Annotated in this window: 11 protein-coding genes and 1 pseudogene; 5 read left to right on the forward strand and 7 right to left on the reverse strand. The window is 69.8% G+C overall.

The features are described from left to right. Positions 1–25: 25 nt before the first annotated feature. The 4 genes from SLINC_RS30250 to SLINC_RS30265 form a co-directional block, all read right to left on the reverse strand. Positions 26–3823, reverse strand: coding sequence for a multifunctional oxoglutarate decarboxylase/oxoglutarate dehydrogenase thiamine pyrophosphate-binding subunit/dihydrolipoyllysine-residue succinyltransferase subunit (locus tag SLINC_RS30250; RefSeq protein WP_067439487.1), 3798 nt, complete (start codon positions 3821–3823; stop codon positions 26–28). 282 nt (positions 3824–4105) lie between these two features. After that, a complete protein-coding gene (locus SLINC_RS30255) occupies positions 4106–5212 on the reverse strand; it encodes a HAMP domain-containing sensor histidine kinase (RefSeq protein WP_067439490.1) in 1107 nt (368 codons plus the stop codon). Next, positions 5209–5946, reverse strand: a complete 738-nt coding sequence (locus SLINC_RS30260) for a response regulator transcription factor (RefSeq protein ID WP_067439493.1) — start codon at positions 5944–5946, stop codon at positions 5209–5211. The genes SLINC_RS30255 and SLINC_RS30260 overlap by 4 nt, the downstream gene beginning before the upstream one ends. Before the next feature lie 124 nt (positions 5947–6070). Further along, positions 6071–6793: a spermidine synthase family protein gene (locus SLINC_RS30265; protein ID WP_067439496.1), complete on the reverse strand. Its 723-nt coding sequence runs from the start codon at positions 6791–6793 to the stop codon at positions 6071–6073. A gap of 118 nt (positions 6794–6911) precedes the next feature. Between SLINC_RS30265 and SLINC_RS30270 the strand changes: the two genes are divergently transcribed. From SLINC_RS30270 to SLINC_RS30280, 3 genes are all read left to right on the forward strand, one after another. After that, the gene (locus tag SLINC_RS30270) at positions 6912–7694 is read left to right on the forward strand and encodes a rhomboid-like protein (protein WP_079164804.1); all 783 of its coding nucleotides are present in this window, start codon (positions 6912–6914) and stop codon (positions 7692–7694) included. A gap of 510 nt (positions 7695–8204) precedes the next feature. Continuing rightward, positions 8205–10619, forward strand: coding sequence for an endopeptidase La (gene lon / locus SLINC_RS30275; RefSeq protein ID WP_067439500.1), 2415 nt, complete (start codon positions 8205–8207; stop codon positions 10617–10619). 183 nt (positions 10620–10802) lie between these two features. Next, complete coding sequence (locus SLINC_RS30280; protein WP_067439502.1) at positions 10803–11294, forward strand: MarR family winged helix-turn-helix transcriptional regulator; 492 nt, start codon at positions 10803–10805, stop codon at positions 11292–11294. A 53-nt stretch (positions 11295–11347) separates the two neighbouring features. On the opposite strand, the gene SLINC_RS30285 is transcribed toward SLINC_RS30280, so the two are convergent. Further along, entirely contained in the window at positions 11348–12640 is a 1293-nt protein-coding gene (locus SLINC_RS30285; protein ID WP_067439505.1) for a hypothetical protein, read from the reverse strand. Further along, positions 12637–13158 carry a hypothetical protein gene (locus SLINC_RS30290; RefSeq protein WP_152038987.1) on the reverse strand — a complete coding sequence of 174 codons (522 nt, stop codon included), beginning with the start codon at positions 13156–13158 and terminating at the stop codon, positions 12637–12639. Before SLINC_RS30290 ends, SLINC_RS30285 begins: the two co-directional genes overlap by 4 nt. Positions 13159–13428: 270 nt before the next feature. On the opposite strand from SLINC_RS30290, the gene SLINC_RS30295 reads away from it, so the two are divergent. Continuing rightward, complete coding sequence (locus SLINC_RS30295; protein ID WP_225988310.1) at positions 13429–14229, forward strand: helix-turn-helix domain-containing protein; 801 nt, start codon at positions 13429–13431, stop codon at positions 14227–14229. Next, positions 14226–14573, forward strand: a pseudogene (locus SLINC_RS50275) (DUF397 domain-containing protein). Before SLINC_RS30295 ends, SLINC_RS50275 begins: the two are co-directional and overlap by 4 nt. Before the next feature lies 1 nt (position 14574). Here the strand turns inward: SLINC_RS50275 and SLINC_RS30300 are convergent. Next, a complete protein-coding gene (locus SLINC_RS30300; RefSeq protein WP_067439512.1) occupies positions 14575–15363 on the reverse strand; it encodes a protein phosphatase 2C domain-containing protein in 789 nt (262 codons plus the stop codon). Positions 15364–15589 lie beyond the last annotated feature (226 nt).

Genomic DNA, 15589 nt, shown 5'->3' on the forward strand with positions numbered 1-15589 from the left:
AACAGTGCCGTCAGGCCTCAGAGGCTCACGCCTCGAACACCTCGCGCACCAGCTGCTCCTGCTCCGCCTGGTGCCGCTTCGCGGAACCGACGGCCGGGGACGAGCTGTGCGGGCGGGAGATGCGGCGCAGGCGCTCGCCGTGGGGGACCTCCGCGCCGACCGCCAGGTCGAGGTGGTCGATGAGGTTGAGGGCGATGAACGGCCAGGCGCCCTGGTTGGCCGGCTCCTCCTGGGCCCACAGGTACTTCTCGGCGTTCGGGTACTTGGCGATCTCGGCCTGGACCTCGGCACCCGGGAGGGGGTACAGGCGCTCCAGGCGGATGATCGCCGTGTCCGTGACGCCGCGCTTCTTCCGCTCGGCGTCGAGGTCGTAGTAGACCTTGCCGGCCGTGAAGACGACCTTCTTGACCGCGGCCGGGTCGACCGAAGCGTCGCCGATGACCGGGCGGAACTGGCCGGTGGTGAACTCGTCCGCCGAGGACGCCGCGGCCTTCAGACGCAGCATCGACTTCGGGGTGAAGACGATCAGCGGCTTGTGGTGCGGGTTGTGCACCTGCCAGCGCAGCAGGTGGAAGTAGTTCGACGGCGAGGTCGGCGTCGCGACCGTCATGTTGTTCTGGGCGCAGAGCTGGAGGAAGCGCTCCGGGCGGGCCGAGGAGTGGTCCGGGCCCTGGCCCTCGTAGCCGTGCGGCAGGAGCAGGACGACGCCGGAGGTCTGGGACCACTTCTGCTCGGCCGACGAGATGAACTCGTCCACGACCGTCTGGGCGCCGTTGACGAAGTCGCCGAACTGGGCCTCCCACATCACCAGCGCGTCGGGACGCGCCAGCGAGTAGCCGTACTCGAAGCCCATGACCGCGTACTCGGAGAGGAGGGAGTTGTAGACGTTGTAACGCGCCTGCTCCTCCGAGAGGTACATCAGCGGCGTGAACTCCTCGCCCGTCTCACGGTCGATGATCACCGCGTGGCGCTGGCCGAACGTACCGCGCTGGGAGTCCTGGCCGGACAGCCGGACCGGGACGCCCTCCAGCAGGAGGGAGCCGACCGCGAGGGTCTCGCCCATGCCCCAGTCGATCGTGCCGTCCTCGACCATCGACGCCCGGCGCTGGAGCTGCGGCAGCAGACGCGGGTGGACGGTGATGTGGTCGGGGACGTTGACCTGGGACTCGGCGATCCGCTTGACGACCTCCGCGGTGACCGCGGTGTTCACGGCGACCGGGAACTCGGCCTGCGGGTCGGACGGCTCGGCCGACGCCGGCTGGGAGGTGGCCTCGCGGACCTCCGTGAAGACCTTCTCCAGCTGGCCCTGGTAGTCCTGGAGAGCCTGCTCGGCCTCTTCCAGGGTGATGTCGCCGCGACCGATGAGGGACTCGGTGTAGAGCTTGCGCACCGAGCGCTTCTTGTCGATCAGGTCGTACATCAGCGGCTGGGTGAAGGCCGGGTTGTCCGACTCGTTGTGACCGCGGCGGCGGTAGCAGATGAGGTCGATCACCACGTCCTTGTTGAACGCCTGGCGGAACTCGAAGGCCAGCCGGGCAACGCGGACGACCGCCTCGGGGTCGTCGCCGTTCACGTGGAAGATCGGGGCCTCGATCATGCGGGCCACGTCGGTCGAGTACATGGAGGAGCGCGAGGACTCGGGCGCCGCCGTGAAGCCGACCTGGTTGTTGATGACCACGTGGACCGTGCCGCCGGTGCGGTAGCCGCGCAGCTGCGACATGTTCAGCGTCTCCGCGACCACGCCCTGGCCCGCGAAGGCCGCGTCGCCGTGCAGCGCCACCGGCAGGACCGTGAAGTCCGTGCCGCCCTTGTTGATGACGTCCTGCTTGGCGCGGACGACACCCTCCAGGACCGGGTCGACCGCCTCCAGGTGGGAGGGGTTGGCGGCCAGCGAGACCTTGATCTGCTCGCCGTCCAGACCGGTGAACACGCCCTCGGCGCCCATGTGGTACTTCACGTCGCCGGAGCCGTGCATCGACTTCGGGTCGAGGTTGCCCTCGAACTCGCGGAAGATCTGGGCGTACGACTTGCCGACGATGTTCGCCAGGACGTTCAGCCGGCCGCGGTGGGCCATGCCGATGACGACCTCGTCGAGGCGGGACTCCGCCGCGCTGTCGATGACCGCGTCCAGCAGCGGGATGACCGACTCGCCGCCTTCGAGCGAGAAGCGCTTCTGGCCTACGTACTTCGTCTGGAGGAAGGTCTCGAAGGCCTCCGCCGCGTTCAGGCGGCGCAGGATGCGCAGCTGCTCCTCGCGCTCCGGCTTGGTGTGCGCGCGCTCGATGCGGTCCTGGATCCACTTGCGCTGCTTGGGGTCCTGGATGTGCATGAACTCGACGCCGGTGGTGCGGCAGTACGAGTCGCGCAGCACGCCGAGGATGTCGCGCAGCTTCATCAGGGACTTGCCGGCGAAGCCGCCGACGGCGAACTCGCGCTCCAGGTCCCACAGCGTCAGACCGTGCTCGGTGATGTCGAGGTCGGGGTGCTTGCGCTGGCGGTACTCCAGCGGGTCGGTGTCGGCCATGACGTGGCCGCGGACCCGGTAGGAGTGGATCAGCTCGAAGACGCGCGCGGCCTTGGTGACGTCGTCGTCGTGCGAGGCGTCGATGTCCTTGAGCCAGCGGACCGGCTCGTAGGGGATGCGCAGGGCCTCGAAGATGTCGTCGTAGAAGCCGCCCTCGCCGAGGAGGAGGTTCGCGACGATCCGCAGGAACTCGCCGGAGGCGGCACCCTGGATGACCCGGTGGTCGTAGGTCGACGTGAGCGTCATGACCTTCGAGATGCCGAGCTTGTTGAGCGTGTCCTGGCTGGTGCCCTGGAACTCCGCCGGGTAGTCCATCGAGCCGACGCCCATGATGACCGACTGGCCGGGCATCAGACGCGGCACCGAGTGGACGGTGCCGAGGCCGCCGGGGTTGGTCAGGGAGACCGTCACACCGGTGAAGTCGTCCATGCCCAGCTTGCCGTCGCGGGCGCGGCGGACGATGTCCTCGTAGGCCTGCCAGAACTCGAAGAAGTTCAGCGTCTCGGCCTTCTTGATGCCCGCGACGACCAGCTGACGGTCGCCGTTGGGCTTCACCAGGTCGATGGCGAGGCCGAAGTTGATGTGCTCCGGCTTGACCAGGGTCGGCTTGCCGTCCTTCTCCGCGAAGGAGTAGTTCATCGACGGCATGGCCTTGATGGCCTGCACCATCGCGTACCCGATCAGGTGCGTGAAGGAGATCTTCCCGCCCCGGGCGCGCTTGAGGTGGTTGTTGATGACGATGCGGTTGTCGAAGAGCAGCTTCACCGGGACCGCGCGCACGGACGTGGCCGTGGGCACCTCCAGCGAGGCGTTCATGTTCTTCGCGACCGCGGCGGCGGGGCCGCGCAGCGTCACCAGCTCGGGACCGTCGGCGGCCGCGGCCTTCGCCGCCGGCTTGGCGGCGGCGGGCTTCGCGGGAGCCGGGGCGGCGGCCTGCGCCGGAGCGGCGGCCGCGGGCTTCGCGGCGGGCGCCGGAGCGGCCTGAGCCGGAGCCTGCGCGGGCGCTGCGGCCTGCGTGGGCGCCTGGGCCGGCGGGGCGGCGGCAGGCTTGGGCTGAGCGGTGGTGCCCGCGGCCCCCGCGGCCGCGGTACCCGCCGGAGCCGGGGCGGCGGCCGCGCCCGGCTTGTAGTCGGCGAAGAAGTCCCACCAGGCTCGGTCTACCGAATTCGGGTCCTGGAGGTACTGCTGATAGATCTCATCGACGAGCCACTCGTTGGGACCGAACGCGGCAGCGGGGTTGTTCTTCCCGGCTTGGTCGTCGGTCGAGATGCTCGAGTTACTGGGGGACTGTGGCGACACGGCGGCAACCGCCCTCTTCCGCTTCACAAGGTGATGGACAGCGGGAATTAAGGCTACGCCTTGCTGACCGGGAAGGTCAGGTCGGGCCCGTTCATCGTCGCGTAAGTCACATCAAACAGCGGGTTTCGGGGGTGGAAATGGCGGGAAACAAGCGTGGTTCCGCTTCACCTGGGATGAGCTCGGCGGGCCCCTGCGCGGTCATGGCGCGGGCCTCTGCCTGATCACACGGGTCCGCCGACGCGGAACGCCCGTGGATCTTGTGGCTCCGCTTCGAACTTTACGTCAACTTGGCAGAGATGGAAGTCCCGGAAGGGTGACAAGAATCCGGCAGCCCCGCTCGGATTCGGCCACTCCGATCCGGCCGCCGTGCAGATCCACCGCCCAGCGCGCGATCGCCAGCCCGAGCCCCGTGCCGCCGTCGCTGCCCGGACCGTGCGGCCGGGTGATGTTGCCGCGGTTGAACCGCTCGAAGACGCGGTGCCACTCCGAGCGCGGAATGCCCGGACCCTCGTCCAGGACCTCCAGCTCCAGCGACTCCGGATAGCTCCCGCGCCGCGCCTTGACCGTCACCCGGCCGTGCGGCGGGCTGTGCTTGACCGCGTTGTCGATGAGGTTGGCCACCACCTGGTGGATGCGCTCCGGATCCGCGTGCGCGGTCAGCTCCGGCGGCGACACGTCCAGGTGCAGATGCACGTCCGCCCGGGTGTGGGTGCCCGACCCGGACGCGATGCCCGCGCGCGCCGAGGCGACCATGTTGGCCTCCTTCAGCACGCCCGACAGATACGGCCACACCTCGAAACGGCGCTTCTTCAGCGGTACGACGCCGTTGTCGAGGCGGGACAGGTCCAGCAGCGTCTCCACCAGCCGGCCCAGGCGCTCGGTCTGTTTCAGCGCCGTACGCATCGTCTCCGGGTCGGCCTGCGTGACGCCGTCGACGATGTTCTCCAGCACGGCTCTCAGGCCCGCGATGGGTGTGCGCAACTCGTGTGAGACATTCGCCACGAGTTCCTTGCGCTGGCGCTCCTGGGCCTCCAGCTCGTCCGCCATGCGGTTGATGGTCTCGGCCAGGTCGCCCAGCTCGTCCCGGCGGTTCTCCCGCACCCGGCGGGTGTAGTCGCCGTGCGAGATGGACCGGGCCACCGCGTTCATCTCGTCCAGCGGAGCGGTGAGCGAATGCGCCACGAACTGCGTGATGAGCAGTGTGGCGATCATCGAGAAGACCGTGATGAAGCGCAGCTCCGTCTTGGTGCGCACCGCGATCATCGACAGACCCGTGGTGATCAGGACCGAGGTGACGACGAGCGCGCCCAGCTTGGTCTTGATCGAGAACGGGCTCACGCCCCCCCAGGAGTCCTGGGGGCCTCTCCGTCCGGCCGGACCGTCGCTCATGGCGTGGGCGTCTCCAGGGCGTAGCCCACACCGTGCACCGTACGGATCCGCTCGGCGCCGATCTTCCGGCGCAGGGCCTTGATGTGGCTGTCGACCGTGCGGGTGCCGGAGGCGTCCGCCCAGTCCCACACCTCGGCGAGCAGCTGCTCGCGGGAGAGCACCGCGCGCGGGGTGTTGGCCAGGCAGACCAGCAGGTCGAACTCGGTGGGCGTGAGGTGGACGTCCTCGGACCGGACCCGCACCCGGCGCTGGGCGTGGTCGATCTCCAGCTCGCCCAGGCGCAGGATGCCGCTCCTCGGGGTCGCTGCGGCCAGCGCCGCGCGCTCCACGCGGCGCAGCAGCACGTGGACCCGTGCCGCCAGCTCACGCATCGAGAACGGCTTGGTCATGTAGTCGTCCGCGCCGACACCGAGCCCGACCAGCATGTCGGTCTCGTCGTCGCGCGCGGTGAGCATGAGGACCGGCACCGGCCGGGCGGCCTGCACACGACGGCAGACCTCCAGACCGTCGAAGCCGGGCAGCATGATGTCGAGGATCAGCAGATCGGGCTGCCAGGCCTCGGCCGTGTCGACCGCCGACGGACCGTCGACCGCCGTTTGCACGAGGAATCCCTCGGCGCGCAGGCGGGTCGCGATGGCGTCCACGATCGTCGGATCGTCTTCGACGACCAGGACCCGGCGCTGGGCGCCCGGGGTTGCCGTCGTGCCGTTGTGGGAGGTGTGTGTCTGCTCCATCGCCCGCCCCTGAGGTGTGCAATTCCGGAACCAGTGGGGTGATCCCTTGTCTGCGCATGACTGCGCTTGACGCTTGAATGATCGGCGTCAGGGAAGCAGGGTACGGGGAGTCACGTCGCCTTTGCTATCCAGGTCGGACGGCGAGATGCACGACGTCGGGAACGCCCCGGGCAACGGGGAGCTCTTCGGTACGCACCCGTTTGAATCCGGCATTCCGCAAGGTTCCCTCGAATTCCGGAGAGGGCTGGGCGGACCATACGGCCAGTACCCCGCCCGGCTTCAACGCCCTTGCGCAGCTTGTGAGTCCGGTCGGTGCGTACAGGTCTTCGTTGCCGTCCGTCACCGTCCAGTCGGGGCCGTTGTCGATGTCGAGGCAGAGCGCGTCGAAAGTGGCGCATGTCTCATTGACGAATGCGACTAGATCGGTTTTCAGAATCTCTGTTCGGGGGTCGGCGAGGGCCTGCGCCGTGAGGGGGGACAGGGGGCCGTCGTTCTGGTGCCAGTCGATGATCGCCTCCTCTCGTTCGACCACCGTGATGCGGCCCCAGCGGGGGTTTGCGGCGGCGTGGGCCAGGGAGAAGCCGACGCCAAGGCCGCCGATCAGCAGGTGGGGGGCGGGAGTGGGGGCGGGGGTGTCTGTGGGGGCGTGTGTGGGGGTGGGGCGTTCGTCGAGGGTGTCCAGTGCGGCGTCCACCAGGCGGCGTTCCGAGCGGCCGTCCGATGTGTCCATCAGGAAGCAGCCGTTGGCGATGATCTGGAGCAGGTCGCCGTGGCGTCGGAGCACCACCTCGCCGTAGGGGCCCTCGCGGCGGTCCAGGACTTCCGGGATGTCGTACGAGGTGAACATCCCGACATCCTCGCGTATCGCGTATGAGGTGCCTTCGAAGTTGCTGAGAATCGGAGTTGGGGTGGTGGGGGTCACAGACAGGGTGGGTGAGGGAGCGGAGGCTGGGGCGTAGCGGGGAGTGGAGCGGAAGGGGCGCCTCGGCGTGGAACGTCAGCCTGTTCAGGACGCGTGCCTTCCGGATGTCTCGGGGTTGCTGGACGGGGTGCCGCGGCAGAGGGGTGGTCCTTCGGCGCCGTCTCCGGGACGGGTGCGGAAACGGCGGCGCCTTCCTCGGCCTTGGCGGGTGCTTCCCACGCCTGTCGGGACGCCGTTCACCTTCGGCTACGGCGCTGTCCTGGTCGTCACTTCGCTGATCACTGCGTATGGCTCTCCGGCGCTGGTGCGTGCCCTGCACCAGGGGTCCAGTACTGATGTGGCGCATCTGGTGCGGATGCCTGTGGTGGTGCTGGTGGCCAGTGCGTTGTGGGTTGCCGGGGGGTTGCTCTCGCCGTTCGCGGTCGGGTTCCTGGTCGTTCTCACCGCGTTGGAGCGGCGGGTGGGTGGGGTGCGTACCGCCTGTGTCTTTCTGCTCGGGCATGTTCTCGCCACGCTGGCCACCGAGGTGCCGGTGGGGGTGGGGGTGTTGGTCGGGTATCTGCCCGACAGTTCGCTGCATCGTCTTGATTACGGCGTGAGCTTTGGTGTGGCCGCGGGGGTGGGGGCGTTGGGTGGGGTGCTTCCGCCGTGGGTGCGGTGGCCGTTGCTCGGGGTGTTCGGGTGGATGCTCGTCTCGGATCTGGTCGCGTTCGCCGATCCGATGACCAACTGGGGGCACTTGATCGCCTTCGGTATCGGGATCGCCGTCTGGCCGCTGGTACGGATGCCTGCGGCGCCTGTGCGGGTCCGGTGGGGGCGGATGTAGCGCCCAGGGTCGCGTTGTGGGTCGGGGCCGGGGCGGGGGGTGTCCGTCCTCGGTCCGGCGGTGCTGTGTCTTCTAGAGGTGCTGCGTGTTGGACGCCGGACGCTGCGGGCGGACACCCCCCGCCCCGTCCCCTTACCGCCGTGGGCGGCCAGGGCGCCAACAGCCGGGGGCACCTCATGCCCGACGGCGACTTCCGCTTTCCAGGGGCGCGGGGAACTGCGCGACCAGCCACAACGAACCCGCACCCGCCATACGACCGAACAGGCACCCCAGAAGGCGAAACCCGCACGACCTGCCCTACGGCGACTGCGGACGCCTTCTTTTAGGGGCGCGGGGAACTGCGCGACCAGCCACGACGGACCCGCAGACGCCAGACGACAGCACCCCGCACCCCATAGGCGCACCCCCGTCCCAAACGTGATCGCTCAGAGCGAACGGCGGCCGGGGAACATTCCGCCGCGGCCACGCATTGAGTCGGCATAGCTCAACTTGACTGCCGAAGGGGAGATCATGGCTTCGACGTCCACACCGCTCACCCTGCCCGTGCTGCCGCTCGACGATGAGGTCGTGCTGCCCGGGATGGTGGTTCCGCTGGACCTGAATGACGCTGATGTGCGCGCCGCGGTGGAGGCTGCTCAGGCTGCCGCGCGTTCTGAGCCCGGGAAGCCCAAGGTTCTGCTGGTGCCACGGATCGAGGGGACGTACGCGGGTACGGGTGTGCTCGGCACGGTCGAGCAGGTCGGCCGGCTGGCCGACGGGGATCCGGGTGCGCTGATCCGTGGGCTTGGCCGGGTGAAGATCGGGGCCGGGACCACCGGGCCGGGTGCGGCGCTGTGGGTGGAGGCCGCGCGGGTTGATGAGGTGGTGCCTGATCCGCTGCCCGGACATGTGGGTGAACTGGTCAAGGAGTACAAGGCGCTGGCGACCGCCTGGCTGCGTAAGCGTGGTGCTTGGCAGGTCGTGGACCGGGTGCAGGCCATCGACGACGTGTCCGCCCTGGCCGACAACTCCGGGTACTCGCCGTTCCTGACCACCGAACAGAAGGTGGAGTTGCTGGAGACCGGCGATCCGGTGGCCCGGCTGAAGCTTGCCACGCAGCAGCTCCGTGATCATCTTGCCGAGCAGGATGTCGCCGAGACCATTGCCAAGGATGTCCAGGAGGGCGTCGACAAGCAGCAGCGGGAGTTCCTGCTGCGGCGGCAGTTGGAGGCGGTGCGCAAGGAACTGCGCGAGCTGAACGGGGAGTCGGAGGGCGAGGAGTCCGATGACTACCGGGCGCGTGTGGAGGCCGCCGATCTGCCCGAGAAGGTGCGGGAGGCCGCCCTCAAGGAGGTCGACAAGCTGGAGCGGTCCAGTGATCAGTCGCCCGAGGGGTCCTGGATTCGGACCTGGCTCGACACCGTGCTCGAACTGCCGTGGAACGAGCGGACCGAGGATTCCTATGACATTCAGGGGGCTAAGGCCGTCCTGGATGCCGAGCATGCTGGTCTGGAGGATGTGAAGGAACGGATCACCGAGTACCTCGCGGTGCGCAAGCGTCGTACCGAGAGGGGCCTGGGCGTTGTCGGTGGCCGGCGTGGTGGTGCCGTACTGGCGCTCGTCGGGCCGCCCGGTGTCGGTAAGACCTCGCTGGGCGAGTCCGTCGCGCACGCGATGGGACGGAAGTTCGTCCGGGTCGCGCTCGGTGGGGTGCGGGATGAGGCCGAGATCCGTGGGCACCGGCGTACGTATGTGGGTGCGTTGCCCGGGCGGATCGTGCGGGCCGTCAAGGAGGCCGGGTCGATGAATCCGGTGGTGCTCCTCGACGAGATCGACAAGGTGGGGTCCGATTTCCGAGGGGATCCGGCGGCTGCTCTGCTGGAGGTGCTCGACCCCGCGCAGAACCACACCTTCCGGGATCACTACCTGGAGGTCGAACTCGATCTGAGCGATGTCGTCTTCCTGGCCACGGCCAATGTGCTGGAGGCCATTCCGGAGGCGCTGCTCGACCGGATGGAGCTGGTCCGGCTCGACGGGTACACCGAGGACGAGAAGATCGTCATCGCCCGGGACCACCTGCTGCCGCGGCAGTTGGAGCGTGCCGGAATCGAGGAGGGCGAGGTCGTCATCGACGAGAGCGCCCTGCGCAAGCTCGCCGGTGAGTACACGCGTGAGGCCGGTGTGCGGAATCTGGAGCGCTCCGTGGCGCGGCTGCTGCGGAAGGTCGCCGCCCAGCACGAACTGGGGCAGCGGGAGCTGCCGTTCGTCGTGAAGGACGAGGATCTGCGTGAGCTGATCGGACGGCCGCACCATGTGCCGGAGTCCGCTCAGGACCCGGCCGAACGGCGGACCGCGGTGCCGGGTGTGGCCACGGGCCTCGCCGTCACGGGCGCGGGCGGCGACGTGCTGTTCGTGGAGGCCTCGCTCGCCGACCCCGAGACCGGGGCCGCGGGGCTGACGCTCACCGGGCAGCTCGGTGACGTGATGAAGGAGTCCGCGCAGATCGCGCTGAGCTTCCTGCGGTCCCACGGCGCCGAACTGGAACTGCCGGTGGCCGACCTGAAGGACCGGGGCGTGCACATCCACTTCCCGGCGGGCGCGGTGCCGAAGGACGGGCCGAGCGCGGGCGTCACCATGACGACGGCGCTGGCCTCGCTGCTCAGCGGGCGACTGGTGCGGACCGACGTGGCCATGACCGGCGAGGTGTCGCTGACCGGACGCGTGCTGCCCATCGGCGGCGTGAAGCAGAAGCTCCTCGCCGCGCACCGGGCCGGGGTGACCACCGTCGTCATCCCCAAGCGCAACGAGGCCGACCTGGACGACGTGCCCGCGGAGGTGCTGGACAAGCTCGACGTCCACGCCGTCACGGACGTCCGCCAGGTCCTGGAACTGGCCCTCGCGCCCGCCGAGAACGGCGCCGCGTCGCAGGTTCCGGTGGCGGCGTGACGGACGTCACCGGATAGGCGAAGGCCCGGGTCCCGTGAGGGAGGCCCGGGCCTTCGCCGTGTCCGATGGAGGAGGGGCCGGAGGCTGCCGTTGGTCCGGTCCTGCGAAATACTGGCCGAGCTGCGGTGACGTCGATGTTCGGCGGAAACCTTCGGGACCGCGAAAACCGAGGCAGGGACTGACGTGCACGAAGACGGAAACGGCGGGGGACGCCGGGTCGGGGCCGCGGCGTCGGCGAGTGGTGCGGACGAGGAGTACCTGTCCCTGGAGCGCGAGTTGACGGTTCTGCTGCGCCGCGCGCGGGCCAGCCAGGGCGAGATGGCCCGCGAGGTCCACCCCGACCTGGAGTCCGCCGCCTACGGCCTGCTCGTCCGCCTCGACGAGTGCGGCCGCCAGCGCGCCACCGAGCTCGCCGCCTACATCGGCGTCGGCAAGGCCACCATGTCCCGCCAGCTGCGCGCCCTGGAGTCCCTGGGCCTGGTCGCCCGCGAACCCGACCCCGCCGACGGCCGCGCCTGGCTGGTCCACCTCACCGACGAGGGCCGCCACCGCGTCGGCAAGGTCCGCGAGGCCCGCCGCGGCCGGTACGTGAGTCAGCTCGCCCACTGGGACCGCCGGGAGGTCGCCGAACTGGCCCGGCTGCTCCATCAGCTGAACCGCGGCATGGAGAAGTAGCCGGCGCGCTCTCACCTCGCCGGTCGGATGCGTACGGCGCGGCGCGCCCCGGGTCACAGGAGCGCCGCGAACACCAGCGCCGCCGACCCCGCCGTCCCGGCCGCGGTCCACAGCACCCAGCGGCGGCCCGCGCCCAGGGCCAGTGCCGCCACCGTCATGCCCGCCAGCATCTCGCTCACCACGGCGAGCGCGGTCGCCCCGGACAGGAAGGTCCCGCGGGTGCTCGCCCGTTCGGCGAGGTCCACCTGCCGCAGGTTCTCGTCCACGAGCCCGCCCCAGTCGTCCGGAGCGGACCGCAGCGCGGCCATCGCCGCCGCGTCGACGTCGTCCTCGGCGCCCGGGAGCCGTCCCATGTGAGCGGCGATCTTCTCGATGTGCGTCGCGATCCCCCTCTCGGTCACGGCGACCGTCCGCTCGTGCCGCGCGTCCTCGGCACTGGTCCCGGTGTCGAGCGCGGCCAGCTCGCGGGCGGTCGCGCGCAGGTGCCCGAGGACGGCCTCCTCCTGGGCCGCCAGGAGGAACGCGGTCCGCTGTCCGCCCGCCGCGATCGACGTGGTGGTACGGACCGCCTTGCGCGCCGCCTCCGCCTGGGCCCGCTGTTCCACGCTCGCCGCGACGACCTGCCCGAGCGGCAGAAGCAGCAGCAGCGCGGAGACCGCCAGGTGAAGGGTCACGGTGCCGCGGTGGGCGGACGCCGTGGCCGGCTGCGGCAGCAGTTCCAGCTTCCGGAGCACACGGCCGCCCGGGGGCCCGGACGTCCCGCGCCGCCACCTACGCGGTCGCAGGACGACAGCGGCCAGGACGGCCACGAGTACGGTCGCGCCCGCGCCCCCTGCCGCGATCAAGCCCCAGGTCACCCTGCGGTCACCGGAGCGCAGCGTCGCGTCCGGGTCGAGGGCGTACAGCTCCGGCGACCGACGCTGTACGTCGGACAGGCGCCGGGGCAGGTCGTAGCCGAGGCGCTGGTGGCGGTAGCGGTCGGTGGCCAGGACCGGGGAGGCGCCCTCGGCGGTGCGCAGGCCGAAGGCGGTCTGCGCGGCGAGCCGGTACTCGGACGCCGCGAGCCTGCCGTCGCCCCGCAGTGGCCCGAGCGCGTCCGCCCGCGCCTGGGCGACGGCCACCTCGAAGGCGAGCGGGGCCTCGTCGCCGTAGACGAAGCGGATGTCCTCCAGGACGGCGCCCTGGCGGCGGACGTCCTGCCGTACGGCCTCCTGGTAGGTCCCGGAGGCCTCGCTGAACTGGAGGGTGGCGAGCAGCGTGGCCAGGGTGACGACGCAGATCAGCGCGATCTGCACCCGGATGCGGACGCTCAGCCTCCGTACCGGATGTGTCGGAGCGGTGCTCATGGCGACTGCCGTCGCAGTGTGAGCCGTACGCCGTCCTCACCCATGAGGGCCAGGACGTCCTCGGACGGCAGCGACCAGGTGTGCCGCTCGGGGGTGAGCTCTCCGGGCCTGTCGGTGTAGTTGCCCGCCGGGTCGCCTGGGTCCTCCCGGGAGATCGTGTACCGGGTGGGTTCCAGCAGCAGCGTGTCGCCGTCGGCGGTCGCGGTGCCCTCCGCGGCGAGGGTGATCTGCGCGACGCCCTCCGGTGTGGGGGTGGCGAGGATGCCGGCGTAGAGGTACCGGCCGTCGGCCGTGAAGCGGTAGGCGATGGTCCCCGTGCCCTCGTTGCTCTCCCACGCGCCCACGAGCGGGCGCGGCAGCGCGGAGTCCTCGACGGGATCCTCAACGGGGTCCTCGGGCGCGTCCGTTGCGGCGACCGTCGGGGAGGTCTTCGGGGCGGCCGGCGGAGTGGTCGTCGCCCGCGCCGACGGGGGTGTCCACGCGGAATCGTCCTCCGAGGAACACGCTGTGAGGCTCACGAGCAGCAGCGTTACGACGGTGACGGCCGCCCTGCGGAATGTGAGCAAGGGACGCTCGCGGTTTCCGGGCATTCCGGATCTCCTTCCCCCGTGGAGCGCTCCCCTCACCCAACTACCCCTGGAAAACGCCCTTTTGAGTGCTCCACGGTAGATTGCCGCCCTTTGGTGCGCCTCAGGGAATTCCCTAGGGTTATCGGGGAGCCGCACCCCGGGGTGATTCCGGAACAGGGAGCCGACATGTCACAGGCGAAGCCGCTCGATCCCGCGTCCATGGCCGAGTTCTACGGCGCGGAGTTGCGCCGGAGGCGCGAGGAGGCGGGGCTCTCGCAGAGCGGGCTGGGGGAGCTCGTGTTCTGTTCGGGGTCGTATGTGGGACAGATGGAAATGGCTGTGCGTAGGCCGCAGGTGGAGCTGTCCGCGCAGATCGACGTGGTCCTGAAGACCGACGGGTTCTTCCGGCGGCTGTGCGAGGCCATGCTCAGGTCGTCCAAGTTCGCCGACTACTTCGTGGCCGCAGCCGAACTGGAGCAACGGGCCGAGACCATCTGCAACTTCGCCACGGCGGTTGTCCCCGGCCTGTTGCAGACCGCGGAGTTCACCCGTGCCCTTGTCCGGACGGCCCGGCCTAGGGTCGATCCGGAGGAGGCCGAACGGCGTGTTACCGCGCGGCAGGAACGGGCGCACGCGCTGCTGAAGGACCCGGCCGCACCCGACCTGTGGTTCATCATCCACGAGGCGGCGCTGCACACGACGGTTGGCGGGAACCAGGTGATGCGCGACCAGTTGGAGCACATTGCCGAGGTGGCCCGCAGCGACCGGGCCGTCATCCAGGTGATGCCGTTCTCGGCGGGGTTGAGCCCGCTCCTGTACGGGACCACAACCCCCATGACCTTCGCCGACGAACCGCCCGTCGTGTACACCGAGGGCGCCTACTCAGGGCAGTTGATCGACGATCCGGCAGTGGTCGCGAGCTGCACCAAGTCCTACGATCTGGCCAGGGCTGCCGCCTTGTCCACGCAGGCGTCCCTGGCCTTCATCGACCGGCTTATGAAAGAGAACCGCACACCATGAATCGTCCGCAGGACCTACATTCCGCCCGTTGGCGCACGTCGTCGTACAGTAACGCGGACGGCGGAGACTGCGTCGAAGTCGCCGACAACCTCCCCAGCCTCGTCCCCGTCCGCGACAGCAAGACCCCCGGCGGGCCCGTGCTCCTCGTCTCCGCCGACGCTTGGACGTCATTCATAGCCCGGCTCCCGGAACGGGGCTAAAGGCCATGAACCGCGCGCTGCGTCGAAGTCGCCGACAACCTCCCCGGCCTCACCCCCGTCCGCGACAGCAAGACCCCCGGAGGCCCCGTACTCCTCCTCTCCACCGACGCCTGGACGGCGTTCATTCGGGCCGCCCTGAAGTAACTCAGAACTCCACGTGCACAACCGTCGCGTCGTCGTGCGTCTTGCTGCGGCCGAGGTACGTGCGGGTCGACGCGTCCGCCCGTTCCAGCTCCCGTACGCGGTCCACGAGGGCCTGCGCGCCCTCCTTGCGGACGAAGGTGAAGCAGTCCCGCCAGTCGCCCTCGTGGAACTTCTCGACCCAGCGGGTGGCGCCGTCGGTGAGGGCGGTGAGGGCGCGGACGTCGGAGCGGGGGAGCCGGCCGGTCACCGCGCGGGTGGCGACGGTCGGGTCGGCCGCCGCCGTGAAGAAGCCGCCCTCCTTGTTGCGGAGGGTGGAGTCGATCAGGGCGTCGGTGGTGAGGGCGGAGCGGGGCAGGCGGGCGAGGCGGTCGTCGAGGTGGGCGGTGATCGTGCCGTCCGGTGACTCCACCAGGAGTGCGGAGTCCGAGAGGATCAGGTACTCGACGGCCTCGGTGGACCACCGGGCCAAGATCACCGTGGCTTGCGGGGTGCGTGGGTGAGAAAGGTCACAAGAGGATTGATGGGCCTCGGCTGTTCGAAGAATCGCCCGTGAGAGGATCTCCGGAAGAGGAAGATCTCGGGAGGAAACGGAAAGTTCGGTCAGGGCCCCGCCGAGCCGGGCGGTGAACCAGGGGACCGAATGCAGACACCCGGTTTCGCCTCTCGGGGGTGTCACCCCGTCCAGGACGACGAGCGCTCCGCCCAGTCCGGAGGCCGGAAGGGCGACGCTCGCGAAGTCCTCGTTGGGGCGGAGCCGCTCGCCGGGCTCCGAAACAAGTTCCGTACGCATCCGGCCAGTCTGCACGAGCCCTTCACAAGCACCGCGAAAGGCTGGCATCCGTCGCGGATTTGGCCCACCCGCGCAGGTCAGACGCCGGGTTTGAGGTGGAATCGTTGGCTCCGGGAAGACGTGGCGGCGAATACTGCCACCGCCCGCCTCCGACGTCCAACCGGCCCGCCGTGCAAGGTTGGTGCACGGGCCAGAGGAACTTGCCCGCCAACTCCCGTCCGATGTT

The sequence above is a fragment of the Streptomyces lincolnensis genome, assembly GCF_001685355.1.
Lineage (GTDB): Bacteria > Actinomycetota > Actinomycetes > Streptomycetales > Streptomycetaceae > Streptomyces > Streptomyces lincolnensis.